The sequence below is a fragment of the Paenibacillus sepulcri genome (assembly GCF_042647105.1).
Taxonomy (GTDB): Bacteria; Bacillota; Bacilli; order Paenibacillales; family Paenibacillaceae; genus Paenibacillus_Z; species Paenibacillus_Z sepulcri.
Genome location: NZ_JBHRUP010000001.1, coordinates 7,393,959 through 7,416,978, shown reverse-complemented (window position 1 = coordinate 7,416,978; position 23,020 = coordinate 7,393,959). Strand labels below are relative to the sequence as shown.

The 23,020-nt window shown below is 50.5% G+C and carries 23 protein-coding genes; 6 read left to right on the top strand and 17 right to left on the bottom strand.

Annotated features, from left to right (window positions below; all coding sequences use genetic code 11):
* Positions 1–118 precede the first annotated feature (118 nt).
* The 6 genes from ACFOLF_RS32225 to ACFOLF_RS32200 form a co-directional block, all read right to left on the bottom strand.
* Positions 119–601, bottom strand: coding sequence for a nitroreductase family protein (locus tag ACFOLF_RS32225; protein WP_210039360.1), 483 nt, complete (start codon positions 599–601; stop codon positions 119–121).
* A 53-nt stretch (positions 602–654) separates the two neighbouring features.
* Positions 655–1,236 carry a nitroreductase family protein gene (locus ACFOLF_RS32220; RefSeq protein ID WP_210039361.1) on the bottom strand — a complete coding sequence of 194 codons (582 nt, stop codon included), beginning with the start codon at positions 1,234–1,236 and terminating at the stop codon, positions 655–657.
* A gap of 44 nt (positions 1,237–1,280) precedes the next feature.
* Positions 1,281–2,786, bottom strand: coding sequence for a monooxygenase (locus ACFOLF_RS32215; protein WP_210039362.1), 1,506 nt, complete (start codon positions 2,784–2,786; stop codon positions 1,281–1,283).
* A gap of 27 nt (positions 2,787–2,813) precedes the next feature.
* Entirely contained in the window at positions 2,814–3,215 is a 402-nt protein-coding gene (locus tag ACFOLF_RS32210; RefSeq protein WP_210039363.1) for a RidA family protein, read from the bottom strand.
* A 218-nt stretch (positions 3,216–3,433) separates the two neighbouring features.
* Complete coding sequence (locus ACFOLF_RS32205; protein ID WP_210039364.1) at positions 3,434–3,922, bottom strand: MarR family transcriptional regulator; 489 nt, start codon at positions 3,920–3,922, stop codon at positions 3,434–3,436.
* Between the two features lie 355 nt (positions 3,923–4,277).
* Positions 4,278–4,916, bottom strand: coding sequence for a TetR/AcrR family transcriptional regulator (locus tag ACFOLF_RS32200; protein ID WP_210039365.1), 639 nt, complete (start codon positions 4,914–4,916; stop codon positions 4,278–4,280).
* Positions 4,917–5,055: 139 nt separating this feature from the next.
* On the opposite strand from ACFOLF_RS32200, the gene ACFOLF_RS32195 reads away from it, so the two are divergent.
* Entirely contained in the window at positions 5,056–6,645 is a 1,590-nt protein-coding gene (locus tag ACFOLF_RS32195; RefSeq protein ID WP_210039366.1) for an FAD-dependent monooxygenase, read from the top strand.
* A 74-nt stretch (positions 6,646–6,719) separates the two neighbouring features.
* Here ACFOLF_RS32195 and ACFOLF_RS32190 read toward each other — a convergent pair whose 3' ends face one another.
* The 10 genes from ACFOLF_RS32190 to hprK all read right to left on the bottom strand — a co-directional run bounded on the left by ACFOLF_RS32190 (position 6,720) and on the right by hprK (position 16,757).
* Positions 6,720–7,640, bottom strand: a complete 921-nt coding sequence (locus ACFOLF_RS32190) for a LysR family transcriptional regulator (protein ID WP_210039367.1) — start codon at positions 7,638–7,640, stop codon at positions 6,720–6,722.
* A gap of 118 nt (positions 7,641–7,758) precedes the next feature.
* Positions 7,759–8,397: an HD domain-containing protein gene (locus tag ACFOLF_RS32185; RefSeq protein ID WP_210039368.1), complete on the bottom strand. Its 639-nt coding sequence runs from the start codon at positions 8,395–8,397 to the stop codon at positions 7,759–7,761.
* A 181-nt stretch (positions 8,398–8,578) separates the two neighbouring features.
* Positions 8,579–8,929, bottom strand: a complete 351-nt coding sequence (locus tag ACFOLF_RS32180) for a PH domain-containing protein (protein ID WP_210039369.1) — start codon at positions 8,927–8,929, stop codon at positions 8,579–8,581.
* A 128-nt stretch (positions 8,930–9,057) separates the two neighbouring features.
* On the bottom strand, positions 9,058–9,876 hold the full coding sequence (locus ACFOLF_RS32175) for a hypothetical protein (RefSeq protein WP_210039370.1): 819 nt from the start codon (positions 9,874–9,876) through the stop codon (positions 9,058–9,060).
* A 135-nt stretch (positions 9,877–10,011) separates the two neighbouring features.
* Entirely contained in the window at positions 10,012–11,934 is a 1,923-nt protein-coding gene (locus ACFOLF_RS32170) for an ABC transporter permease (RefSeq protein WP_210039371.1), read from the bottom strand.
* Positions 11,909–12,688 carry an ABC transporter ATP-binding protein gene (locus tag ACFOLF_RS32165; RefSeq protein WP_210039372.1) on the bottom strand — a complete coding sequence of 260 codons (780 nt, stop codon included), beginning with the start codon at positions 12,686–12,688 and terminating at the stop codon, positions 11,909–11,911. Before ACFOLF_RS32165 ends, ACFOLF_RS32170 begins: the two co-directional genes overlap by 26 nt.
* A gap of 357 nt (positions 12,689–13,045) precedes the next feature.
* Positions 13,046–14,200 carry a sensor histidine kinase gene (locus ACFOLF_RS32160; protein WP_379113115.1) on the bottom strand — a complete coding sequence of 385 codons (1,155 nt, stop codon included), beginning with the start codon at positions 14,198–14,200 and terminating at the stop codon, positions 13,046–13,048.
* Positions 14,201–14,905, bottom strand: coding sequence for a winged helix-turn-helix domain-containing protein (locus ACFOLF_RS32155; RefSeq protein ID WP_210039373.1), 705 nt, complete (start codon positions 14,903–14,905; stop codon positions 14,201–14,203).
* A gap of 146 nt (positions 14,906–15,051) precedes the next feature.
* Positions 15,052–15,726 (bottom strand): MBL fold metallo-hydrolase, encoded by a 675-nt coding sequence (locus tag ACFOLF_RS32150; RefSeq protein WP_210039374.1) that lies wholly within the window; start codon positions 15,724–15,726, stop codon positions 15,052–15,054.
* A gap of 122 nt (positions 15,727–15,848) precedes the next feature.
* The gene (gene hprK / locus ACFOLF_RS32145; RefSeq protein ID WP_210039375.1) at positions 15,849–16,757 is read right to left on the bottom strand and encodes an HPr(Ser) kinase/phosphatase; all 909 of its coding nucleotides are present in this window, start codon (positions 16,755–16,757) and stop codon (positions 15,849–15,851) included.
* A 166-nt stretch (positions 16,758–16,923) separates the two neighbouring features.
* Between hprK and ACFOLF_RS32140 the strand changes: the two genes are divergently transcribed.
* Complete coding sequence (locus tag ACFOLF_RS32140) at positions 16,924–17,550, top strand: FMN-dependent NADH-azoreductase (RefSeq protein ID WP_210039376.1); 627 nt, start codon at positions 16,924–16,926, stop codon at positions 17,548–17,550.
* 200 nt (positions 17,551–17,750) lie between these two features.
* On the opposite strand, the gene ACFOLF_RS32135 is transcribed toward ACFOLF_RS32140, so the two are convergent.
* The gene (locus ACFOLF_RS32135; protein WP_210039377.1) at positions 17,751–18,428 is read right to left on the bottom strand and encodes a TetR/AcrR family transcriptional regulator; all 678 of its coding nucleotides are present in this window, start codon (positions 18,426–18,428) and stop codon (positions 17,751–17,753) included.
* Between the two features lie 202 nt (positions 18,429–18,630).
* On the opposite strand from ACFOLF_RS32135, the gene ACFOLF_RS32130 reads away from it, so the two are divergent.
* From ACFOLF_RS32130 to ACFOLF_RS32115, 4 genes are all read left to right on the top strand, one after another.
* On the top strand, positions 18,631–19,671 hold the full coding sequence (locus ACFOLF_RS32130; RefSeq protein WP_210039378.1) for a ParB/RepB/Spo0J family partition protein: 1,041 nt from the start codon (positions 18,631–18,633) through the stop codon (positions 19,669–19,671).
* A 160-nt stretch (positions 19,672–19,831) separates the two neighbouring features.
* Positions 19,832–20,626: an SDR family NAD(P)-dependent oxidoreductase gene (locus ACFOLF_RS32125; RefSeq protein WP_210039379.1), complete on the top strand. Its 795-nt coding sequence runs from the start codon at positions 19,832–19,834 to the stop codon at positions 20,624–20,626.
* Between the two features lie 42 nt (positions 20,627–20,668).
* Positions 20,669–21,406, top strand: coding sequence for an SDR family NAD(P)-dependent oxidoreductase (locus ACFOLF_RS32120; protein WP_210039380.1), 738 nt, complete (start codon positions 20,669–20,671; stop codon positions 21,404–21,406).
* Between the two features lie 33 nt (positions 21,407–21,439).
* Positions 21,440–22,828, top strand: coding sequence for a mandelate racemase/muconate lactonizing enzyme family protein (locus ACFOLF_RS32115; RefSeq protein WP_210039381.1), 1,389 nt, complete (start codon positions 21,440–21,442; stop codon positions 22,826–22,828).
* Positions 22,829–23,020 lie beyond the last annotated feature (192 nt).

Genomic DNA, 23,020 nt, shown 5'->3' with positions numbered 1-23,020 from the left:
CTCAATCTGTGTCGAAGCTGGATTATCCACGCAAATGCATGCCAAGACGGGAAGGGTCTCTCCATGGAGTGACCCTTCCCGTTCATCGTTCAATCTCTGCTGTGCCGGTCGGCAAACACTAAAGCAATTCGAATTTGAGCTCAATCAAAGGGGTGAATGATGCTTCCTGCATTTGATCGAAATATCCCAGATCGAGGACAGCCGCAATGCACTCCTTCTCCCGGACGCCAAATAGACGGGACCGTTTCTGGTCATAGATCCATTCATGCATCGTCCGTCTCACGCCCAGCTTCTTCTCCCGGGCAAGCAGCCGGAAATTCTGAATCAGACAAAAGACGGCCGCAAAGTCCTCATCCCGCTTGTGAGGGTTCGGATCCTCCTTCATCACAACAATGAGATAGGCCGGAGCCGGTTCTTGCAAATTCTGCATGGCATCTCCGCTCCCGTTATCCACATAAACAAATCTCCATGGCTCCCTGAGTCCGTGATTCGGCGCCCAAACGGCGTCATCAAGCATTTCCAGCACAAGCTGCTGCGGCACTGGACGATTTTGAAAATGCGATGCATCCCTCATTCCCGTCCGGATATCAGCTAATTGCATCTTGCCCGCCTCCCATCAACATTTATTCGATTCATTTGTCTTCTGGATTGCCGTTATTGGACAATTCCGTCCCCACCGGATACAGTCCATTTCTTCTCCGCAGCTGTTCGTCCCCGTCCCTTCGGCGCTTTGTCGAAATACCCCATATGAAGAATGCCAACGAGACGTTCGCCTTCATGGATTCCAATCCGGCTGAAGAAAAGCTCATTTTGGATCAAACGTTCCGTATCCCAGAGCATGCCCAATCCCCTTTCCCAGCCGAGCAATTGAAAAATTTGCATGATACTGCTGGCCCCGGCATAAATCTCATCGTTTTTACGGCGATCCGGATCGGTTTCTGCAACCACGATTAGACTGGCGGGCACCTCGGCCAACCGCTTCGCAATACTGTCCATCATTTTATTGGGAACTAGCTTGACCAGCTTGTTTTCTTTCATTTTGGATATCATATAATCCGCCAGCCTCTGCCGCGATTCCGGTGTTCCCGCATAAATGAAGCGCCAGCTTGAAGCTTCCCCCGGTTCATACAGCTCCGTTGCTTTTTCCAATAATTCCACGATCAATTCCTGTGATACAGGCAATTTGTTAAACTTCCGGATGCTTCTTCGTTCTCTGACCAGTTGCGACAGACTCATCTGCTCTTCCTCCTGTCTGTTTCATTGTGCTTCTTGCCAATCGTTCAGGAGTCATCACGGCCTCCGCACCACCGGATCATTCCTTTCCTTATCTCTGCGGCAGGATCCGGCTCGGAGCGGGAAACCGCCCATGCGATATATCCGTCAGGACGAATCAACGCCGTATGAACGTCGTCCCAATCTGAAGCCATCCCGACAAGCGCTGCACGAACCACCTGAACATGCTTGTAATTCCACAATCCAACGACGTCATCCATGCGGTCATCTGAGGTCAGTTGAAGGAAGAGAAAGCTGCCGGAGCGAAGCAGCTCATAAGCATTCCGGATTGCACCGTCATCCAGCTGCAGCTTCAATTCTGTGAAACGCCTGCCGTTCAGCGGGTGAAGCGGCATCCCGCCATCCGGCTCGTACCGGACATCAAATGCAGAAATTTGGGAGGAAAATAAATAATTGGCTTCGGGAACTTGAAGGAGTTTGGACAACATGTCTCGCAGCTCTATGATCCTCGGCGAGAATTCAAACAGCATAAGGGCTTGAACCTCGGTATTTCTAAGCAAAGCCGTATTCACCGGGAAACGTTCCCCATGGTAGCTGTCCAGCAGCCAATTCGGGGCCCAGCCCTTCAACTCCCCAGCCAGCTTCCATCCCAGGTTCATCGCTTCCTGCAAACCTACATTCATCCCCTGTCCACCTGCCGGAAAATGGATATGCGCCGCATCCCCTGCCAGGAAAATCCGACCTTTCCGGTAAACCTCAGCCTGCAGCGCCGAACTCCCGAAACGGGACATCCAGAAGGGATCGGTAATCCCGAGATCGCTGCCGAGAATACGCACCAGGCACGAACGAAGCTCCTCCAACGTAACCGGTTCTTCCTTAGGCACATGCATCCTCTGCGGGTCTACCAGCACCACCCGATGCAATTGTGCCGTTACAGGTGCGATCAGAACCATACCCTGAGCGGTGAAACGGGTCAACGGCTCTCTAGGCGGCTCCGGCAACACAACATCGCCCAGCATGGCGGTGAATGCCGAATCGGTACCCGACAGCGGTATGCCTGCCTGCTTTCTGACCAAGCTTCCTGCACCGTCTGCACCCACAATATAAGCCGCGGTCAGCTCCGATACGCCGCTCGGACCGTTGGAAACAACCCGAGTCCCATATTCATCCTGACGAACCGACACAACCTCTTCCTCCCGCCGTATTTCCACACCAAGGCTTCTGGCATGCTCCTCCAGTTGTTTTTCTGTTTCAATTTCCGGCAAAAATAACGTGTAATTGGAGGAAGAGTCCAGTACCGAGAAATCCAACGGAGTGTCCAGGCCGGCAAAATGTCCCCTTGATATAGGCGTTCCTTTTTGCAGCAGCTTTGTTTTCAGCCCCCGCATATCTAAAATTTCCAGCGTGCGTGGGTGCACCGTAAGCGCACGTGAATAAGGCAGGTTTTCCCTCAAGCGTTCAAGAACACAAACCTTTACATCCGCCAATGCCAGCTCAGCTGCCAGCAGCATGCCAACAGGTCCTCCGCCTGCAATAATGACTTCAAAATCCATATAGATCCCTCCTATTTTTTTATAAAATCAGGGTAATTCTACAATCATATCTACTTCAATGAGCCAATCAGGCAGCGCAAGCGATTGAACACCCAGATAGGTGCTTGCCGTCAATGGCCAGGCTGTACCGAATAGTTGGAATCCCGCATTGAAAATAACTTCCACCAATTCCGGCTGATGGTCAACGACATGAATTTTCATCTGAACAATATGTTCAGGACCGGCATTCAGCGCTTCAAGTGCATAGCTCAGATTAGTAAAGACCTGGAGCACCTGTAATTCATAATTGCCCTTGCCGATCAATTCCCCCTTCTCATTCAACGCCACCTGTCCGGAGACGAAAGCCAGTCTGGACGAAGACGCCACCGTAATGTGAGAGATGAGATGGGTCACGCTGTTCGTCAGCGTCCCCGGGTTGATTCTTTTCATAATAAAAACCTCCTGATTGTGGTCATTGTACGCATGTTGAACAAAACAGACTGTGCTTGGGGAAAGGCGCGAACCCCCAGTCTATCTCCACTGCTCCATCCGTTCATCATGGTCTATTTGGCAGCATGGCATCATAAATATTGTTTCATTCGAAACAATCGCATTAAGCCTGGCTTGCCGGATTGACAGACAAGACTACACCTGTCTAATCCGGTTGTTTACCATTTGTCGGCATCATAAAATTGAATAATGTCTCCCAAAAATCTCTTGGCAAATTCCAGCTCAGTCTCATTGTAAAGGCCTAAAAAACTCATAAATTGTTCCTGCGCTTTCACATGAAGCTCTTCATGCAGGTCAAACAGCTTCTTGCCCCTTGAAGTCAGGCGAAAGAAAATTTCCTTTTTATTATCACTCAATTGAGTTTTCCGCGCCCAATCCTGCTTCACCAGCTTGGCGCAGATTTTGGAAATGTTGCCTTTGCTTATATCCATCCTGTCGGCAATAGCCGTCAGATTGATCGGTTCATGCTCGCCGATACAAGCAATCACATGAATTTCCGTCATATTCAATGGGGCTTCGAACGAAATAACCTTTTGGACTTCTCCTAAAAAAGCTCCGCTTTCTCTCTCCTCGTACTGCTCCTTCAGATGAAGAAAATGGATGAAGAGACCATGAATATATTGTTTGGTCTTCAGATTATCATTCATTTCACTATCTTTCCTTCGCTCCGCAGTTCCTTTCAAAACTGCTTTTTTGTTTCATTTGAAACAATTTAAATATACTGCGGATTCCATCTGCCGTCAATCCAATTGTTTTCATATGAGGAAAAGTCAATCTTGCGATCATCCCGCAAATCACTGGTCTTGATTTCTTTCCCAATTTGGAATCAAGGGAACAAGGGCGAAGACGCCCGTTTCCCTAACTCTTGTCCCCATCGTCCAGACCTTCACCATACAGATAAACGTCACCGGAAAATCGGCCGAATCATGTCCGGTGTCACGTATGTTGGTTGGTTTACCCGCCCCGTTCAGCCCCGAATCGCATTAAAATGCAACCGTTGGATTACGTGATTCGGGGCGCATATGCGCGGAGAAACGCACGTACCCCTTCATCGATCGTCCGTTTGACCGCCGTAGCTTCCGTCTTGCGGGATGGCCCCATATTGTTGAACACCAGGAGAAAAGTCAGAGCGGCAAAATGTCTGGCTGCAAGCAGAGGGTCAGGAATTTCCAGCTGTCCCCTGCGTCCGAATTCTGCAAGGCGCTCCGCGATGGCTATCTCCGGAGCGCTGTCCAACCAGTCGTAGGTCGACTCCGGCAAATGTGCAGCCTCCATCGTTACCAGCCGAATGAGCGCTGCGTAGTCCGAGGACCCGAATGTGGAAGCGACAATTTGTTCACAAAACGCAATGAGCGCCTGTTCAAGGTCCTTAACATCGGTGAGACTGTGGTCGATCGCATGCTGTATCGAGTTAATGAGAGACTGGCCCACCTCGTCGATGACGGCGAGCAGCAAGGTGCGCTTATCGCCGAAATAGTCATAGACCGTCCTTTTGGACACTTTTGCTTGCGCCGACACTGCATCAACGCTTGAGCGGTCGAACCCCTCCGTAAGAAAGAGATTTCGTGCCGCTGCAAGTATGTCCGCACGTTTCCGGGCAGAGCCCTCGCGCAGTATCTTCGTTTCCATGTTGTTTGTCATCGCGGTTCCTCCATTGTTAGATTGATCTGTTTCACGAGAAGTTATGGGCGTATGAATAATTTTTTAGTTTACTTTCTACACTACACGGTATAGTATACTACCTGTGCGATCCCAAATCAATCTTACAGGAGGAATATCTATGAATCCAATTTCATCAACTTCAACCGTTCCAGGAGACCTGCAGGTGGAGGTGCTGATCGTCGGAGCCGGCCCTACGGGACTCACCCTGGCTTGTGATCTTGCACGCCGCGGCATCTCACATCGTCTTATCGAGCGTTCCGAGTCTTACAGTACTGCATCCCGCGCAAAGACCATCCAGCCCCGCGCGCTCGAAGTCGCCGACGATCTGGGTATCGCGAAAAGCATCCTCATAAAAGGTTTAGTGGACCTCCCTGCCCGTTATTACAATGTCGATGGAAATTTTGTCGACAAGCAGGGCCTAGCTGTCGCTGCAGACGGGAAGCTCTCCACTCCCTATACGAATCCGATCTGGATCGCCGAATTCGACGTGGAAGCTGCATTGCGTGATCGGTACGCTCAGTTCGGAGGCCAGGTTGAGCTCAACACCACTGCAACGGGCCTCAGCCAGGACCCGGGCGGCGCTGCTGTCACCGTCGATACCCCCAATGGAATCCGAACTATTCGGGCACGTTACGTGGTTGGCGCCGACGGCGGGAAGAGCAGCATCCGCAAGTTCATCGGCGCACAGCTCGTCGGAGATACTTACGAAAATCAACGGTGGTACCTCGGCGATGTCCGCATTGAGGGCCTGGACCGCAGCCGGATGCATGTTTGGGCGTCAGCGGAGGGGATGCTTGGGCTTACACCGCTGCCGAGCACAGACATCTGGCAGCTTCAGAGCACGATTCCGCCGGATATCGAGAATCCGGAGCAGCCGTCGCTCGAACTTTACCAGGCCATGCTCAGTCGCCGTGCCGGCGCGGCGAATGTCGTGATCACTCACGCATCCTGGCTCTCCATCTACCGGGTCAACGTCCGTATGGTCGACCACTACCAACGCGGCAATGTCTTTCTCGCAGGCGACGCGGCACACGTACACTCCCCGGCAGGCGGCCAGGGCATGAACACAGGGATGCAGGACGCCTACAATCTGGGATGGAAGCTTGCTGCTGTACTGCGGGGAGCTGATGCCGCTTTGCTTGAGACTTATGACGAAGAGCGCCGGCCCATCGCCCGAACCGTGCTCGAGGATAGTACGAAGAAGCTCGGTGCCATGATGAAAACCGTCACAGAAAGCGGCAAACTGTCAAAATCGCTCGGCACGATCAGCGACGATCTCACGAGCGGTCTCCTCGTCGCCTACCCAGCCAGTTCCCTCACTCGGCCAATGGCTGAAGCAAGTAAACAAGGTCCCCGGCCCGGAGAACGTGCGCCTGATGCCTCAGGCCTGCACGGCGAGGATTTTGCAGGAAGCATCTTCGACCTTCTCCGGGGTCCGCACTGGACGCTGCTCGCATTCACGGATAGCAGCGAATCCCCTCTGCCGGGCATCGAAAGTGAAGAACTGCACGTCCACCGGATTGCCGGAACGGATATGAAAGCCGCAAATGTATTCGTCGACCGCAGGGGAGATGCTTACCGAGCCTATGCTCCGGAAGGCAACGAGCTTGTGCTGATCCGTCCCGATGGTTATATTGCTGTGAGATGCAAGAGTGAAGATGCAGCGTTGATCACCAACTACCTGGCCCTGGTCATTCCCGGGGCTTAGAAATCCTGCCGACACTGTTATGAATAACAGTACTGGCATACAAAAACAGAGTTGTAAAATCGCCGGAAGGCATTTTATAGCTCTGTTGATGTTGGTATGGTGCGGTCGGGAAGACTCGAAACCTCAGCACCCCGGTGCAAAAGCTCTATAAACTCGCGTGCCGCAAACCCGGTATACCTGTCCCGGTGATGAATGACGCCAATTTTTCTGTGTAAGGCGGGGGCATTCAATTTCAAAATTTTGATTTTATCATTATGGGCCAGATTCAGAAGCGTCCTGGAAAGAATCGAGATTCCCGCCTGCTCCTCTACCAGATTGATAATGGACATGGCTGAATCCGTCTCGATAACCGGCGTTATATGGATCCCCTCGGCGCGGCAAGCCAGATCCATCTGCTCCCGGCAGCGGTAATTTTGCGGAAACAAGATAAAGGGCAAATCCCTGATTTCGTCCATATCAGCCTCATCCCGTGCAGCCAGCGGATGGCCGCTGGAAACAACCAGACATAACTCTTCGTCGTACAAAGGAATCTCGGTGATCCGCTCATCTTCGACAGGAAGGATCGTAATCGCCAAATCAAGCTCGCTTCGAAGAATACGCTCCGCCACATCATCCGAGCTGACAACCTTGACCAGAATATGGGGATGGCTCCGATGATAATCCAGCAGCAGCGATGAGACAAGCTGGCTCAGCTCGCCCGGCAGCGCGCCTACAGCAAGGCTGCCCCGCTTGATCTTTTGCAGCTCGCTGATCTCTTCGCGTGCGCTGCTTAGACTGTTGAAGACTTGTCCGCAGTGCTTCAGCAGCAGCTGTCCCGCTTCCGTAATGGCAATCTTCTTGCCGATCCGGTCGAACAAAGGAACTCCCAGTTCATCCTCCAGCGCTTTGATTTGATGGCTGAGCGTAGGCTGGGTCACATTTAATTTCTCCGCGGCCCGCGTAAAATGCTTTTCCTGGCATATCGCTGCAAAATACTCCAGCTGTCTGATTTCCATATATTCCCTCCCTCAATCCAGTTTGCCGTACAAAAAAATAACTATCCCCACTATACAGGAAAACAACCCCCGATACCGGGGATTGTCTGATTTTTGTCCTGCTGATTCTTTTCTGGGGCTATTCCTTCCAGGGCGAATGAAGCACGCAATCGCAGAAGCTTGTCCGCTTATAACCGGGAAGCAGGAGCTCGCATACATCGGCTTTGATATTGCCGAATGTGGTTTCCGGCTTATGTCTGAAGCCCTCCAGGAATGCATGCAGGATCTTGTTCTTGAAATCGCCGCGCGGGAATGCGGCTACCACCTGCTCACGCACCTCTTCAGAGATACCCTCATAGTTTTCTCCCATGACATCGTAGCCTACACCGGAATAAATCAGGGCAACCTCAGGCTCCTTGTACTGGGCAACCCCGATTGTCGTGTGCAGGGCGATGGCATCCCATACCAAACGAACGGCATCATCCGGAACGCCATGCTGCTGCAAAAAGCTGCGTGCGGCATTGGCGCCATCCACTTCAAATCGTTTATCCGGGCTGCTGTAGGTTTTTGTGAGACCCAAATCATGAAACAGCGCGCTGATGTAAAGCAGTTCGGCATCGTACTTCCATTGCGCTTGCTCGCCCTGGAGAGCACCGAACAGATAGACGCGATGCGAGTGATTCCACAGCAGAGAATCACCATGTTCTCTCAGAAGCTCAGCCGCCTCCAAAGCCAGCTTGCTGTCGGGAATGATTATATCCGCTATCCTTGTCGTCATTTGGTTGTCCCCCTCATTATCATGTTGCTGCTTCTAAAGCATACTGGAAGCGATAATGATTCATCAATATTATTATTTCTATGATTATGATAGATAATCCACATGATAGCATACAAAAAAAGAAGCTCGCCTTTAGCCGGCAGCTCCATCTCCCTGCAATATAATACATCTAAAAACTGGATCAGACCTGAATTTCCGTAAGCTCATGCGTCTGGTTCTTGATTCGGGCATTCTCGGCAGCGAGGCCCAAAGTATCCATCACCTTGATGCTGTCTTTAATATTCCGCAACGTATACGTAGGAGAGCTTGTGTCCGTGGAAAGAATGGTAATGTCGCCTAATTTCATCATTCGCTCAAACAAATTCCGCTTCAAGGAAACATCGCGAATCCGGTACAGCTGAATTTCCTCGCGTTTCTTGGTGAGCATTCCTCTCTCCACGATAATTCTGCGGTCTGTGATCGTATACTTCGTAAAGCTCGGAATCCCGAAATTAAATGGCTTCCCTTCCCAAAGGACGTTCTCGCTAGGCATCTCAACAACTCCCTGAATAGGATGATTATGCTTCTTATTGTACAATGGATGCCGGTATAGCTCAACGAGTATCTCTTCCAGTATCCTTCCAGAAGCCGGGAGTTGTTGTAAACGCAGGGCGGGAATTTCTAATTAATCAAACGCACCATCTGCATCACCGGCCGGTTATCGCCGGGCAGCACCGCTTCGGCGGCCTGCAGCTGGGAGGATCCATCCCCGTCGACGAAAATTCCGTCCACCAGCTGCCCGTCGCCGACGGTTTCCAGAATAGCGTCCCGGAAATCCGATAATGTTCCTTCCATCCCGCTGACCACGAGATAGATCATCCCTTTGCTGTCATACACCATAGCCGACCTCAGCCGCTTATCATCGGGGAAGGGCGCATTCTCTTGATCGGCCTGCTGCCGCCAGATGTCATCGTGACCAATGCTCATGCTGATCCCGCCTTGCGCCCAGAAGCGGTTGGGGTCGGTTACCTTCAGCTCCGACGCTTTGGCCACGATCTGCACGCTCAGCTCGTCCTTCGCCCCATCCCAGGCAAGCGTGCCGCGGGGGTATTTGACATTTTCATAACCTGATCCATACTCTTCCTCTGCGCCTGCTACCGGGAATCCATCGACCATCGCAATACTCAGCAGATCGCCTTCGAAGAAAAATCCGCCGTTAATACCATAATAGTCGGACAGGGTAACATTCTGGTCAATACGTTCCAGGGTTACGTTCGAGGGACGGCTTTTCAGGATATCAAGCTCGATGCCGTTGGACGCTTTTGTTGTCATATACTCATAATTTGCGGCCGGATGGGATACGGTCGAGCGTGAACCGTCGGATTGCAGCCGATGCAGGAGCAGCATGAAAATAACCGCAAACAGCAGGATCAACCCGCCGATTACGGCTGCCGCGATCCAAATGCGCTGCCTTGAAGATCGTGGATGTGTTGAATTCATCTTGAGCCAATGCCTCGTTTCCCTCTACATTGACTCTAGTATAACGTATTTTCCACTCCTTAAGAATCCTGCTTTTTGACAGGTTGATGCCATATTGTGCGTTTTATGGTCTTTCGTATCATTTCGCAGGATTGCTTACTGGATGCTCGTAATTTTGTTCATATACGCTCTTCTCGTGAGCAGAAAATAAATGAGCTGCATGAGGAAGACGATCCCGATGACGACCATTCCGTACTGCCAGACGCTGACTGCCATTACATTCCCCAATATCACATAGGCAAAGGAAGCATGAATGACACCAACGGCGAACGGTACGAAGAAAATGATGCCGATTTGCAAGGAGGTAATTTTCCGCAATTCCTTGATGGTCATCCCGATCCGCCTTAGCGATTTGTACTGCGCCTGATCCTCCTGCAGCTCCGTGAACAGCTTGAAATAAATCATGCTTCCGGAAGCGATAAAAAACAGGAAGCTGATAAAAATACCGATAAACAGCGTCAGAGCGCTCAGCTGTTTGCCGTCCAGATATTGCGATACTCTTTCATGAAAGCCCCCGCGCAGCTTCTGCGGAATTTGGTCATGGATTTTTTTCACTGTGGCATTGAGAGATTCCCAATCGTTTAATTCATACCCATAGTATACGGACTTGTCATGGTCCGGCAGCTTGGCGGCAACCTGATCAAATTGAGCATCATTAAGGACAAACAGCTCCATACCGATCAGATTCACGATTGTTTTGTTTCGTTGTCCTTCCAGCTTCAGGGAAAGCGGCAGATCACCGGCAGAGGCTGAAATCACATCGCCCTCCTGGATGGATTCATTGAAGTCACCGCTAAAGGGATAGATATACATAGCGTGACCTTCGTTAACGTTGATCGGTTCAATGCCTTTCATCCTTGCAGCCTGGCTGTTGTAATCGCGCTGTGCTATAAGAACGGCTTCGGAATCCTCGTTCAACTGCCCGTTGTGATACGTTATGGGGATGTTCACCATTTCCAACTGGTAGTTTACGGATACCCCGTCATTGTTCAAAATTTCTTTGACCTTGTTAGGCTGGATGAGATCATGCTTGTTCAGGCCCTCCTCTTCAATAGAAAAGGTTTGGGGGAAATAGTCCAGTAATTGCTGCTGCCCGCTCTGATAATAAATGTAAAAAGTACCGGATGCCGTAAGGATGACCGCGCTCAGTATTGAAACCATGAACAGCACCCTGGCATTGTCCTTCAATTTGAACACCATCTGCGATACCGTCAGCATATTCGTGCGTTTGTAATACAAGGCATGCGTCTTTTGAAGCTTGCGAAAAAGCGCTATGCTGCTCTGTGTAAACAGGAAATACGTTCCGACAACAACCAGAAATAAAATCGGGAGAGTCAGCAGAATAAAGGTTAGCCTTGTTGTAATGAGGGCCAAACCGTAACCGGCAAGGAGACAAACGATCGATAGCGCGATCAGCCATGGGGAGAAAACAGGTACTTTCTTCGGCTTCCTGGCTGCCTTCAGCAGATCGATAATCTGGCTTCTGCCCACCCTTGACAACGTGAAAAGCGTAATGACCTGGAAGAGCACGAAGAAGCCGGCTGCCGTAATGATAATCGCTTTCGTTACAATCGCGAATGGAATCGGATTGGTCACATCCAGCAGCTCCGACAATGCCATGAAGAATAGTTTGGAGAACAGCGTGCCAAATGCGATGCCCGCAATAATCGCAGCCAGTGCGATTACCGTATTCTCATAGAAAACAAGACGGCGAATCTGCCTGTGCGTCATGCCGAATAAGGACAGCAAGCCAAACTCCTTCTTGCGCGACTTCAGGAAAGCCGAATTGGAGTACAGGACAAAGAAGAAGGAAAAAATAATGATGAGATATTCACAATCGACCAATCCGCTGCGGATTTTGCTCGCTGCATCGATATGCCCGTTCACCACGCCGGGATGATAAATAAACGCCGCAAATACAAAGAAAATCATGACGGAAAACGTACTGCTCAGGAAGTAGGCGATATATTGATGCCAGTTCCCCTGCACATTCTTAAGAGCGAGCCGGCGAAAGGTCATCAAAATTCCCTCCCAACAGGCTGACGGCATCCAGTATTTGCTGAAAGAACACCTGGCGGTTCGACCCTCTTCTGATTTCCGAGAAGAATGCGCCGTCCTTGATAAATACGATCCTGCTGCAATAGCTCGCTGCAAACGGATCATGCGTCACCATCATCAGGGTCGCTTTTTGCTGCTCGTTCAAATCTTTGACCGCATCCATCAAGTCTGTGGCCGATTTCGAATCCAGATTTCCCGTAGGCTCGTCCGCCAGCAGAATAGCGGGTTTATGAATCATGGCGCGAGCCGCTGAAGCCCTCTGCTGCTGTCCGCCCGACACCTCGTAGGTACGCTTGTCCAGAATGTGGTTGATATGGAGCAGCGAAGCTATTTCGTTAACCCTTCTGTCGATTTCCGGATTGCTGATATTCTCCAGAACGAGCGGAAGAATGATATTCTCTTTGATTGAAAGCGTATCGAGCAGATTGAAATCCTGGAATATAAATCCCAACTGACGGCGGCGGAACAGCGCAAGCTTGTCGTTCTTCATCCGGCTTGGATCGGTTCCGTTGATTTCAATGCTGCCGGAGGTAGGAGCGTCGATGGTCGCCAGCAAATTGAGCAGCGTCGTTTTCCCGCTTCCGGAAGGTCCCATCACCCCGACAAATTCACCCGCCTCGATGCGAAGATCAAAATTCTCCAATGCCTTGTACGTAACATTCCCATTCCTGGCGCCATATATTTTCGTCAATGCACGCGCTTCTAACACAGCCATTCTTTATTCCTCCCAGCCCTAAAAGTACGGTGAATACATGCGAAGCAGGCGGAAATAGTCTGGAGAAGCGTTAGCTGAAAGCTTTCGCTAGAAAGCTGCTTCTTAAGCATCCACTTACGACTTTTGTAGCCCGAATTTTACAGAAAGGGTGCAAAACCATCCACATCCACACTGTGGATGATTTTGCACCAAAGGTATCCAAAATAAAAAATTCAGGGGTACAACAGCGATCGGAAGACGTTTCCGCATGCGCAGCAAGTTTTTTTTACCGGACTTTTTAAACTTCTTGACTGAAGTATAAGGCGAAAGGAATACAGGCTTCCATCGATTCACCTTTCAGTTTTCCTTACAACGCTGTCACATTTCCCGATGCATGCTGTCATGTATCAGCGAATGGTTATCAAACCGGATGGTGACGGCCGTGCCTTCCCCTTGCCGGGACTCGACAGTAATCCGGTGCCCCAGACGGGCGCATACCTGCTGAATCAAATAAAGGCCCATGCCTGTCGCTTCGGCGACAAGCCGGCCATTCTCACCTGTGAAGAACGGATCGAATACTCGCGGCAAATCCTGCTCCGGAATACCTATTCCCTCATCCGCGATACAGAGCCTGCATCCATGACCTTCCTTCTCAAGGGTTATCAAGAGCTTGCGGGCCCCTCTTCCCTGATTCGCCCTTGTGTATTTAATCGCATTGGAGAGCAGCTGATTGAGCACAAAACGGAGCCACTTTTCGTCGGTTTTCACAACCATGCTCGAACCGTCCGTTATAATTTTTGGAAATATGGAGCTGCGTATCCATACTTTCTTGTGTTCATTGACAACTTCACGCGCCAGCTGCATTAGATCCACCCTCTGACTGGTAAGATCCAGCTCAAACTTCTCCAGCCGCGCAGTATGAAGCATCATCTCCAACGCATTCTCGATGCGCTGCGTTTCTTCATGGAGGCTGTCCAGCAGTTCTCTCATTTCCTGCGTATGCAGGGTGGCCGCCTGTTCCCGCTTGCTGCTCCGCTCATCGCGCTCCGAGCTTTGCCGCATATTCAACCGCTGCATCTCCTCCGCCTGCTGAATGAGCAGATGAATGACGGACACCGGCGTTTTCATCTGATGAACCCACTGGTTCGTAAAATGGTGATGCTGCTCCTGCTGCTCGCGGTAGGCGGCCAGCCGGCTGGCGTACTGCCCATAGTTATCCAGAACCAGCTGCTCCATCGCCCGCTGCTCCCGGGTTGCCCCATCCTGAAGATTCAAAATCTGCTCAATGGATTCATGCTCCTGCGAAATTGCCAGCATCCGGCGGTAATAGGGCCGCTGCCGCAGGTAATCGATCGTCAGGAAGAGAGCAAGCAGGGCAAACGACAGGACGAAGATGTAGATGATATTGCCCGTCCGCAGCGAGACGCCTAATTCCAGGAAGTCCAGGTCCACAACGAGCACCATCAGACCGGTATTCAATACATACAAAAACATATAGCCCCATCGGTCCGCCAAAAAGGCGCTCAGCTTCACTTACGCATCCCTCCAGCTGTTCTGCAGACGGTATCCCTGTCCTCTTATCGTGTCGATCGCCCTGGTTATGCCCAGCATCTCCAGCTTCTTCCTCACTCTCGTGACATTCACCGTCAATGTATTGTCATCGACAAAGTCAATATTGTCCCATAAAGCTTCCAGAAGCTCCTCCCGCGGAACGATGCTCTCCGCCTGCCGCGCCAGACATTCCAGCAAACGGAATTCGATCGGGCTCAATTCCACCTTGCTGTCCTTCCATTCCGCCGTCTGTTTTCCCCGGTCCAGATAAAGCCCCTCGAAATGAAACAAATTCCTGTTCGTCTGGGGCTCTGCGGCGTATTCGCCATAAGTCCTCCGCAGGACGCCTTTGACTTTAGCCAGCACCACTTCCAGATGGAACGGCTTGGTAATGTAATCATCGCCGCCGTTCTCAATAGCCATCACCTGGTCCATCTGACCCACGCGCGCGGAAATGAATATGATCGGCACATTGGAGATGGAACGAATTTGCCGGCACCAGTAATAACCGTCGTAATAGGGCAAATTGATATCCAGCAGAACAAGATCCGGCCCGCTTGTCATAAATTCGTTCTTCACATCGCGAAACGATGCCGCCTTTACGACTTGATAACCGTATTTTTCAAGATGACCACCCAAAATATTCGCGATCTTGCGGTCATCCTCCACCATAAAAATTCGATACATGGCCTGTTCACCTTTTTGACTTTTCATTTATTATATATGACGGAGAAATTCTGTAAAAAGATTCAAGGAATGGCATAGCAAAAAGGAACCCGCCATAGCAGCGGATTCCTTCTTGATGATGATGGTTGACCTTCTATAACGATAAATTAAATTGCAGCATCTTGCCCGTTCACAATTTCTTTCAGCCGTTCTTGTATACGGTTTGTAACAATTCCGCCATGATACGTAATCACGGTATCGATATCCAGAGCCTGAAACTTGGAAATCGATTCCATCGCTGTATCCCACTCAGGCGTATGTGTCGGCGACGGCGGCATAAGGACTCCATTATGCGAGGTCAGGGCATCCCCGGTGATGAGCGTTTTGCTGGGTTCATGGTACAAGCTGATATGATCAGGCGAGTGGCCGGGGGTATAAATAACCCGGATCCCCCCTGCATAAGGGAGTACTTCTCCATCATGAAGAATGCGGTCGACCTTCGTAGGCGTGAATAAGGCTCCGCCTTTAATCAAAGGTGTTTCACCTGATAAATAAGGAATAATAGCTTCATGAGCCAATACCTGCACTCGGCCCTCGCATGCCTCCAGCAGCTCCCTCAGACTTCCGATGTGGTCGAGGTCCTGGTGCGTGATGATGATCTTGGTCAATCTCCCGAGCGGCACGGATTCGCTCTCAAGCGCCTGGCGGAACACGTCCAGCTTGCCCGGTGTTCCTGTGTCGACAAGGATCGCTTCCTCGTCGCCAAGCAAGAGGGCCGCATGAACAACGAATCCGGCATTCAGCTCCAGCCTTAAGGGTTTAATTCCCGAGCTTGTCTCCATTCTTATCCCTCCAATTTCAATAGTTATCGAATCTCGCAATTTCTATTATAGTGCAAAGTCATTATGCGGGCGAAACTGCAGAGTGACAGACGGCATGTTAAGTTTTTATTAATTTACCGCTGTTATTCGCTCTGCAGCCGCTTCATGAATTCTTCCGCAGCGCTGTAGCCCTGCTGCTTCAGGTACCAGTTGTTGGCCGCCGCCTCAATCAGACTGGCCACATCCCGGCCGGGCTGCAGCTGAATTTCAATATATGGAATGCGCACATCGAGATATTCGGAGAATTTGGGCGTAAGCTCGAGCTCATTATTCAGAGCCTGATCCTTCCATTGGGTCAGCTCAATATCAAGCACGATCCGGGACTGTTCCTGGAATGCCTTGCGCCCATACAGGCGGACAACGTTAACCAGGCCGATGCTGCGCAGCGCGAGGAATTCCTTGGTGGATTCATTATGGGTGCCCAGCAGTGTATGGGGACTTAATTTTTTGAGCATTACTACATCATCGGCAACCAGCCGATGGCCGCGGTGGATCAGCGTATGCGCTGTCTCGCTTTTGCCAATGCCCGATTTGCCCCGCAGCAGAATGCCGATACCCGATACGTTGACGCACACGCCATGTATGGCAATTTCCGGCGCCAGGGACTGAATCAGATACGCATCCAGCTTGGTAATGAATTCGGTCGTTGGCTCAGCGGTACGCAGCAGCGGAATGCCTTCCTGCTGGCAGTATTTCATCAAATATTTCAGGCCCTCCTGGCCTGAGGTCACAATAAAACAAGGCGGATGGTATTTCACGATATTGCCGACATGCAGGTTCCGTTCCTCTTCTGTCAGCTTATGCAAATAATTGATTTCCTTCCTGCCCAGCACCTGAACATGCTCCATCGGGAAGAAGTCAAAATAACCGACGAATTCCAGGCCTGGGCGATGCGCTCTTGAGCGTGTAATGAGCCGCCCCAGCTGCTCCTCCCCAGTGAGCACCTCCAGCTTGAATAAATCTATTAAACACTTCACAGCAACAGACTTCATCAGCTTTCCCCCCAGCATTGAATTCTATTATTTCTATTATAAGGATGAAAAATATTAAAATCCAATTTGTATTGATAATTTATCCTAACTTTAGACTAGACAACGCACAATTATGTGTTACTATATAAATGTGAGTTGATTACATTACACCACTGGAGGCGTTTAAATGTCACATGTATTATTTATTAAAGCTAACAACCGTCCGTCTGATCAAGCCGTTTCAGTTAAACTTTATGAGAGTTTTCTGAAAACATACAAACAAAACAATCCGGACGATCTGGTTACCGAATTGAATCTGTTCGAAGCCGATCTGCCATACTACGATAACGATATGCTTACCGGTCTTTTCAAGCTTTCCAAAGGCTTCGAAACGACACCTGAGGAGCAAAAAGCAGCTGATCTGGCCAACACTTATCTGGATCAATTTATTGGCGCGGACAAAGTCGTATTTGCATTCCCGCTTTGGAACTTTACCATTCCGGCTCAGCTGCTGACTTACCTCTTCTACTTGAATCAAGCCGGCAAAGCGTTCAAATATACCGAACAAGGACCTGTCGGTCTGCTCGGCGGCAAAAAAATCGCGCTGCTTCAAGCTCGCGGCGGCGTTTATACGGACAGCCCGATGGCCAGCTTTGAAATGTCCTTGAACTATGTGAAAAACACGCTGTCCTTCTGGGGCATCACAGATCCTGAAGTGGTTGTGGTTGAAGGCCATAATCAATTCCCTGACCGCGCTGAAACGATCGTTTCGGAAGGCGTCGCCAAAGCAGCCGAGCTTGCTGCAGCATTTTAATTAAAATCTCTTCATGCAGAAACCGTATCATCCATTCAGGGATGATGCGGTTTTTTCTTTGGAACTATTAGAAAAGTATAAAGTTCCACCATACTTTGCTTATATTTTTGAGGAAGAAGCTGATTACATGCAAAATCCCCGCCGGATTCCCGCAGAGGATTTTAGCAAGTCATTTATTTAAGCTTGAGGAATCCCGCCAATCAGAGGGCGCGGTTAAACTTTTGAACGATATGATCGATAATGGGATCGATCCTGGAATCGTCAAGGAGCGGCAGTTTATCCGCTTTGAATAATTGAATCTTTTTAAACTGGTAGTAATCATAAAGCACCTGCTGGATTGATGCCTGATTGAGCATCAAATATTTCACATGGATGATTTCCCGCAGCAGCACATCGTCCTGCAGTATAATGAATTTTTCATTCAGTTGATTAAAGATGCCTCGCGCCATGCCGTCCCGATAAAATTCGGCGATCTGCTGCTCACGCGTCTGCATGGCGTCTTTCAAACGGCTGTATGAATCCGGATAGATAGCCTGAAGCTCCTTCAGAAATCCACTCCCGATATGCCTGATGAGCAGAACGGATTGCTCGAACAGGAATTGAAAGCGTGTGCCGTATGAAATCTCCGTACCCTCCTCATCTGTTTGAATGACCAGCGAATTTATATAATCCACATAGACGTCCACAACACCTTCAAGCACTTCCTCTTTGGATGAAAAGTGCTTGTACATCGTTGCACGGCTGACGTCCATCCGTTTGGAAATATCATCCATCCTTAATTGTTGGAAACCATCCTTCAAGGCGGCAGATATCAGTTTTTTCAATAATTTTTCTCTTATTTTATTATGTTGATGATCGATGTTTTCCGTCACTTTCATTCAACCTCCTTGATGCTATTCTTCATTATACACAAATTCGCGGGCCGGTTTGCTTTTGTTCCGGGCAATCAGCCAAAGCGTCTTTGGTACAGGCACTAGCCCTTGCAGCCCTATCCCATTGCTTGGAGCGTGTTATATAATACCTATGTCCCTGCTTATGCTTTATCAGCGGGCGGCTGAATTCAAGGATAGGAGAACTCTCATGGACATTATCGAAATTCCCACACATTTGATAGACGAAGATACCGATCAGCCCCGGTACCAGTTTGATGAAGAAGCGCTGCAGGAGCTGATGAGGAGCATTGAGGAGCTTGGGCTGCTCTCCCCGATTAAAGTCAGAACAACGAATGACGGACGATATAAAATCATTTACGGAAACCGCAGGTACAAGGCCTGCCAGACGCTGAATCTGGCTGCTATTCCCTGTATTGTTTCCACCGTTACGGACGAGATGGAGATTTACCTGGAACAGATTGCGGAAAATTTGACAAGGAAAGGCTTCTCGCCGATTGAGGAAGCCGAAGCCTTCAACAAGCTGCTCCACGATCCCAAGTTCAGCAGCTCGGCCAAATTTCTCTCCAGCAAGCTGGGGAAGCCGGAATCCTATATCAAAAATAAAGTGGAGCTTCTTAAATTCGGCAAAGCCGTCAAGAAACTGGTTGTGGGCGGTACCCAGATCCGGAAGGACAAGCTGACGGAGGATCAACTCCTTCCGCTCAAAGACCTGCCGATCGAGCACCGCGATCCGCTCGCCTTAATTGCCGCAAGAGACGAGCTTCCTGTCAGCGATGTGAAGAAGATCGCCCGCCTGTTCAAGGATAAGGATATTTCCGCGCCAACGAAGGACAAGCTGCTGTATAAAACCGGTCATGAGCTGCTGGAAACCTGGTCGGTGCGGGAGCTGAACAAAGCCGAGCGGACCAAGCCCGCAGAGCCCAAACCGGCTGCGGAGAAGAAAGTGAAACCGGAGAAGCAGGCTGTGCAGCAGCAGGAAGCCCATCCAGATGTGCAAGCTCATGCCGCAAGCCTGGTCTCGCCATTGGAAGTCCGGCTGCAGCAGCTTCTTGCCACGCTACCCGCTGCGGATACTCTTGCGGTTGAGTCTCTGCCCTCCCTTGAAGAAATAGCAGCTGCCGGCCAAGACAAATTGCTGGGCGACGTGAACCTGCTTATTGCTCATATCGAGCAGCATCTGCAGGAATGGACGAGGATCAAAACGCTTTTGGAACAGGCAAAACCTTGAACTTTCCCCCACGAGCAAGCCATTGCGGCGAGCCGAACAAGATTTCAAAGAAAACAAACAAAATCATAACTTTACGGCATCGCCACCCGTTGGTCCGTTCACTAAGATTAAATGGCAAAGGTTAATTGTCATCTCATGGGGTGGCGATCGGAGGGGATCTATGAAACTGTACAACAAAGTAATTTTCATTACGGATGCGGACAGTCCATCAGGCAAGGCGGTTGTTAACCGGTTGTCAGGGGAAGGCACTCATTTTATTCTGAACAGCATGTCGGAAGGCGCACTCATCAAGGCGGAGCTTGCGAAGATACAAGCAGCCGGCTCCAAAGCCTATGTCACCAATACCGATCTGTGCCGAGCTGCCGACGTGACTGCCATGCTCAATCAGGCCGAGCAGATACTCGGGCCGGTAGATGTTCTTATTCATAATAACGATCTGCTGATACCGGCGCTTGCGGAATCTTGCAAAGAAGACGTATTTCTGGAAATCATGGACACCAACGCAAAATCCGCATTCATCTGCTCCCAGGCTGTCGGAAAACAAATGGCCGCCAGGCAATCCGGAAGAATTATTTATGTCTCCTCTATTCATGCCGAGAAGCCGACCGGCTCTTCCTTTGCCTACAGCGCTTCCAAGGGAGCCGTCAAGATGCTCTCCAAGGAAGCTGCGCTGGTGCTGGGCCGTCAAGGCATTCAGGTCAACACCATTGAGCTTGGTCCTGTGAAGGGTGACAATGAACGGTTTTCAAGCGAATTCTCGGCTCTCTATGATGATTATGAGCGCAAAGTCCCGAATGAGCTGCCAAGCAGCTATGAGGATCTGGGCCACCTTGTTTTATTCCTCTGTTCCGATGAAACCCGCTATATGAACGGATCTGATATTCGACTTGACGGCGGTTTTCTGCTGCATTATATGGATCACAAGAAAAAGCCGGCACCGTCCATTGGCGGCTGAGTAAACGGATAGAGGAAACAACGACTGGCGGGGTGATGTAGGATGTCCATATCGGATAAAGTTGCGCTGGTCACCGGCGCAGGAACAGGAATTGGCAAAGGCGTCGCCATAGAGCTGGCACGGCGCGGAGTCAAAGTCGCCGTCCACTACAATCAAAGCAGCGCCGGAGCCGTCCATACCAGGCAGCAAATCGAAGAATTCGGCGGTCAGGCATTCATCGTTCAGGGCAATGTCGCCCACAAGCGGGAGATTGAGTCTATGGTCCAGCAAGTCGCTGACCAATATGGCGGAATCGATATTCTCGTCAACAACGCCGCCCTTCAGCTGAATCACGGGTTCTTCGATCATACGGAAGAGACCTACGATACGATGATGCATATTAATCTCAAAGGATATTGGCAGTGCATCCAGGCTGTCGTGCCCTATATGAAAATCAAAAACTCAGGTCGCATTATCAATATTTCCTCCGTGCATGCCAAACGTCCGACCGACTTCGATGCCGTGTATGCCATGACTAAGGGCGGCATCCGGATGCTTGGGCGGGAAAGTGCCATAGAATTGGGTAAATATGGTATTACTGTAAATACGATTGAGCCCGGCGCTGTCGATGTCGGGAAGTATAGCACCTCCAGAGCACCGGAAATACGCAGGCGATTTCCGCTGGGCCGTGTAGGAACACCTCACGATGTGGCGCAGCTGGTCTGCTTTATCGCCTCGGATGAAAGCGAATTCATGTCCGGTGCGGCCATCCGTCTGGACGGCGCCAGCATGCTGTTGTGAGAAACCAAATCCACTATTCAAGGAGCGAATGACATGGTTAATAAACAAGCCTTTGAAGAAACGCTTGCCCACGTGCGGACGGGCTCAAGCCCATCTGAGCTTCGCATCACCGATGTCCGTTTCACCGACATTGTCGGCGGCCCTTTCCACAGCAGTCTGATCAAAGTCTACACCAATCAGGGCCTCGTCGGATTTGGCGAGGTGCGCGACGGCGCTGAAAAGGTCTATGCGCAAATGCTCAAAAGCCGCATCCTGGGCGAAAATCCCTGCAACATCGACAAGCTGTTCCGCCGGATCAAGCAGTTTGGCAGCCATTCCCGCCAAGGCGGCGGCGTAAGCGGGCTGGAAATCGCCCTGTGGGATCTGGCAGGCAAAGCCTACGGCGTGCCGATCTATCAAATGCTTGGCGGCAAATTCCGCGACAGCATACGGATGTACTGCGATACGGAGATCGTAGGCAAGGATACGGGTACGGCGATGGGAAATGCGCTTAAGAAACGGATGGAAGCCGGCTTCACCTTCCTCAAGATGGATCTTGGCATTGGGCAAATCATCAATGAACCCGGCGCACTCAGCGCCCCGCTTGGCTTCCTGGAAGAGATGAGAGCAAAGTCCAGAAACCGCTATAATCAAAACTTTAACGAAATGTCGGATGAGCAGATTCGAGACATCGCAAACCGACACTACGACATTTACAACATCCCGCACCCCTTCACAGGCATTCACGTAACCGAGAAAGGCCTCGACCTGCTGGAGCAGTATGTTGCCGACGTCCGTGCGGTTATCGGTTATCAGGTTCCGCTTGCCGTTGACCACTTTGGCCATATCGGTCTTGAGGACTGCATCAAGCTGGGCCGCCGTGTCGAAAAATTCAATCTGGCCTGGATGGAGGATATGATCCCCTGGCAGTATACCGAGCAGTATGCAAAATTGTCGCGTGCGGTAACCACTCCGATTTGTACCGGGGAGGATATCTATCTGAAGGAAAATTTCCGTCCGCTTCTCCAGGCTGGCGGCGTGTCCGTTATCCACCCCGATGTCCTGACGACGGGCGGTATTCTGGAAACGAAGAAAATCGGCGATATGGCGCAGGATTATGGCGTTGCCATGGCGATTCATATGGCTGAGAGCCCGATTGCTTGTCTGGCGGCCGCTCACGTCGCCGCAGCGACAGAGAACTTCCTCGCTCTCGAGTATCATTCCTGCGAGGTGGAGTGGTGGGATGATATTATCATCAGCAGCAGGCTGCCGAAGAAGCTGGTGCAGAACGGTTTCATCACGATGACGGATGCGCCGGGACTCGGTATTGACGATCTTAATGATGACGTGCTCGCAGAGCATCTCCATCCCGATATCAAAGGCCTATGGGAGCCGACGGACAACTGGAACAAATTTTATTCCAATGACCGTCTTTGGAGCTAAGGGCCGGTCAGTTCCTGACTAATGAACGATTGCGGGAAGAGACCATATGCTGTCATTTTGGCGGCGCAGTCTGCTTCTTCCCTCAAACCGTATAGTCATTTACAGGCGCGAACCTTATAAATTCCATAAGGGCAAAAAGAACCTGCAGCCTCTCCAGTTGGAGAGAATCCGCAGGTTCTTTGCTGATCATTC

What these genes read in the sequence shown, in the direction of transcription:
- ACFOLF_RS32225 (WP_210039360.1), bottom strand. Translation starts at nt 601, where the DNA reads ATGCAATTAGCTGATATCCGGACGGGAATGAGGGATGCATCGCATTTT.
- ACFOLF_RS32220 (WP_210039361.1), bottom strand. Translation starts at nt 1,236, where the DNA reads ATGAGTCTGTCGCAACTGGTCAGAGAACGAAGAAGCATCCGGAAGTTT.
- ACFOLF_RS32215 (WP_210039362.1), bottom strand. Translation starts at nt 2,786, where the DNA reads ATGGATTTTGAAGTCATTATTGCAGGCGGAGGACCTGTTGGCATGCTG.
- ACFOLF_RS32210 (WP_210039363.1), bottom strand. Translation starts at nt 3,215, where the DNA reads ATGAAAAGAATCAACCCGGGGACGCTGACGAACAGCGTGACCCATCTC.
- ACFOLF_RS32205 (WP_210039364.1), bottom strand. Translation starts at nt 3,922, where the DNA reads ATGAATGATAATCTGAAGACCAAACAATATATTCATGGTCTCTTCATC.
- ACFOLF_RS32200 (WP_210039365.1), bottom strand. Translation starts at nt 4,916, where the DNA reads ATGACAAACAACATGGAAACGAAGATACTGCGCGAGGGCTCTGCCCGG.
- ACFOLF_RS32195 (WP_210039366.1), top strand. Translation starts at nt 5,056, where the DNA reads ATGAATCCAATTTCATCAACTTCAACCGTTCCAGGAGACCTGCAGGTG.
- ACFOLF_RS32190 (WP_210039367.1), bottom strand. Translation starts at nt 7,640, where the DNA reads ATGGAAATCAGACAGCTGGAGTATTTTGCAGCGATATGCCAGGAAAAG.
- ACFOLF_RS32185 (WP_210039368.1), bottom strand. Translation starts at nt 8,397, where the DNA reads ATGACGACAAGGATAGCGGATATAATCATTCCCGACAGCAAGCTGGCT.
- ACFOLF_RS32180 (WP_210039369.1), bottom strand. Translation starts at nt 8,929, where the DNA reads ATGCCTAGCGAGAACGTCCTTTGGGAAGGGAAGCCATTTAATTTCGGG.
- ACFOLF_RS32175 (WP_210039370.1), bottom strand. Translation starts at nt 9,876, where the DNA reads ATGAATTCAACACATCCACGATCTTCAAGGCAGCGCATTTGGATCGCG.
- ACFOLF_RS32170 (WP_210039371.1), bottom strand. Translation starts at nt 11,934, where the DNA reads ATGACCTTTCGCCGGCTCGCTCTTAAGAATGTGCAGGGGAACTGGCAT.
- ACFOLF_RS32165 (WP_210039372.1), bottom strand. Translation starts at nt 12,688, where the DNA reads ATGGCTGTGTTAGAAGCGCGTGCATTGACGAAAATATATGGCGCCAGG.
- ACFOLF_RS32155 (WP_210039373.1), bottom strand. Translation starts at nt 14,905, where the DNA reads ATGTATCGAATTTTTATGGTGGAGGATGACCGCAAGATCGCGAATATT.
- ACFOLF_RS32150 (WP_210039374.1), bottom strand. Translation starts at nt 15,726, where the DNA reads ATGGAGACAAGCTCGGGAATTAAACCCTTAAGGCTGGAGCTGAATGCC.
- hprK (WP_210039375.1), bottom strand. Translation starts at nt 16,757, where the DNA reads ATGAAGTCTGTTGCTGTGAAGTGTTTAATAGATTTATTCAAGCTGGAG.
- ACFOLF_RS32140 (WP_210039376.1), top strand. Translation starts at nt 16,924, where the DNA reads ATGTCACATGTATTATTTATTAAAGCTAACAACCGTCCGTCTGATCAA.
- ACFOLF_RS32135 (WP_210039377.1), bottom strand. Translation starts at nt 18,428, where the DNA reads ATGAAAGTGACGGAAAACATCGATCATCAACATAATAAAATAAGAGAA.
- ACFOLF_RS32130 (WP_210039378.1), top strand. Translation starts at nt 18,631, where the DNA reads ATGGACATTATCGAAATTCCCACACATTTGATAGACGAAGATACCGAT.
- ACFOLF_RS32125 (WP_210039379.1), top strand. Translation starts at nt 19,832, where the DNA reads ATGAAACTGTACAACAAAGTAATTTTCATTACGGATGCGGACAGTCCA.
- ACFOLF_RS32120 (WP_210039380.1), top strand. Translation starts at nt 20,669, where the DNA reads ATGTCCATATCGGATAAAGTTGCGCTGGTCACCGGCGCAGGAACAGGA.
- ACFOLF_RS32115 (WP_210039381.1), top strand. Translation starts at nt 21,440, where the DNA reads ATGGTTAATAAACAAGCCTTTGAAGAAACGCTTGCCCACGTGCGGACG.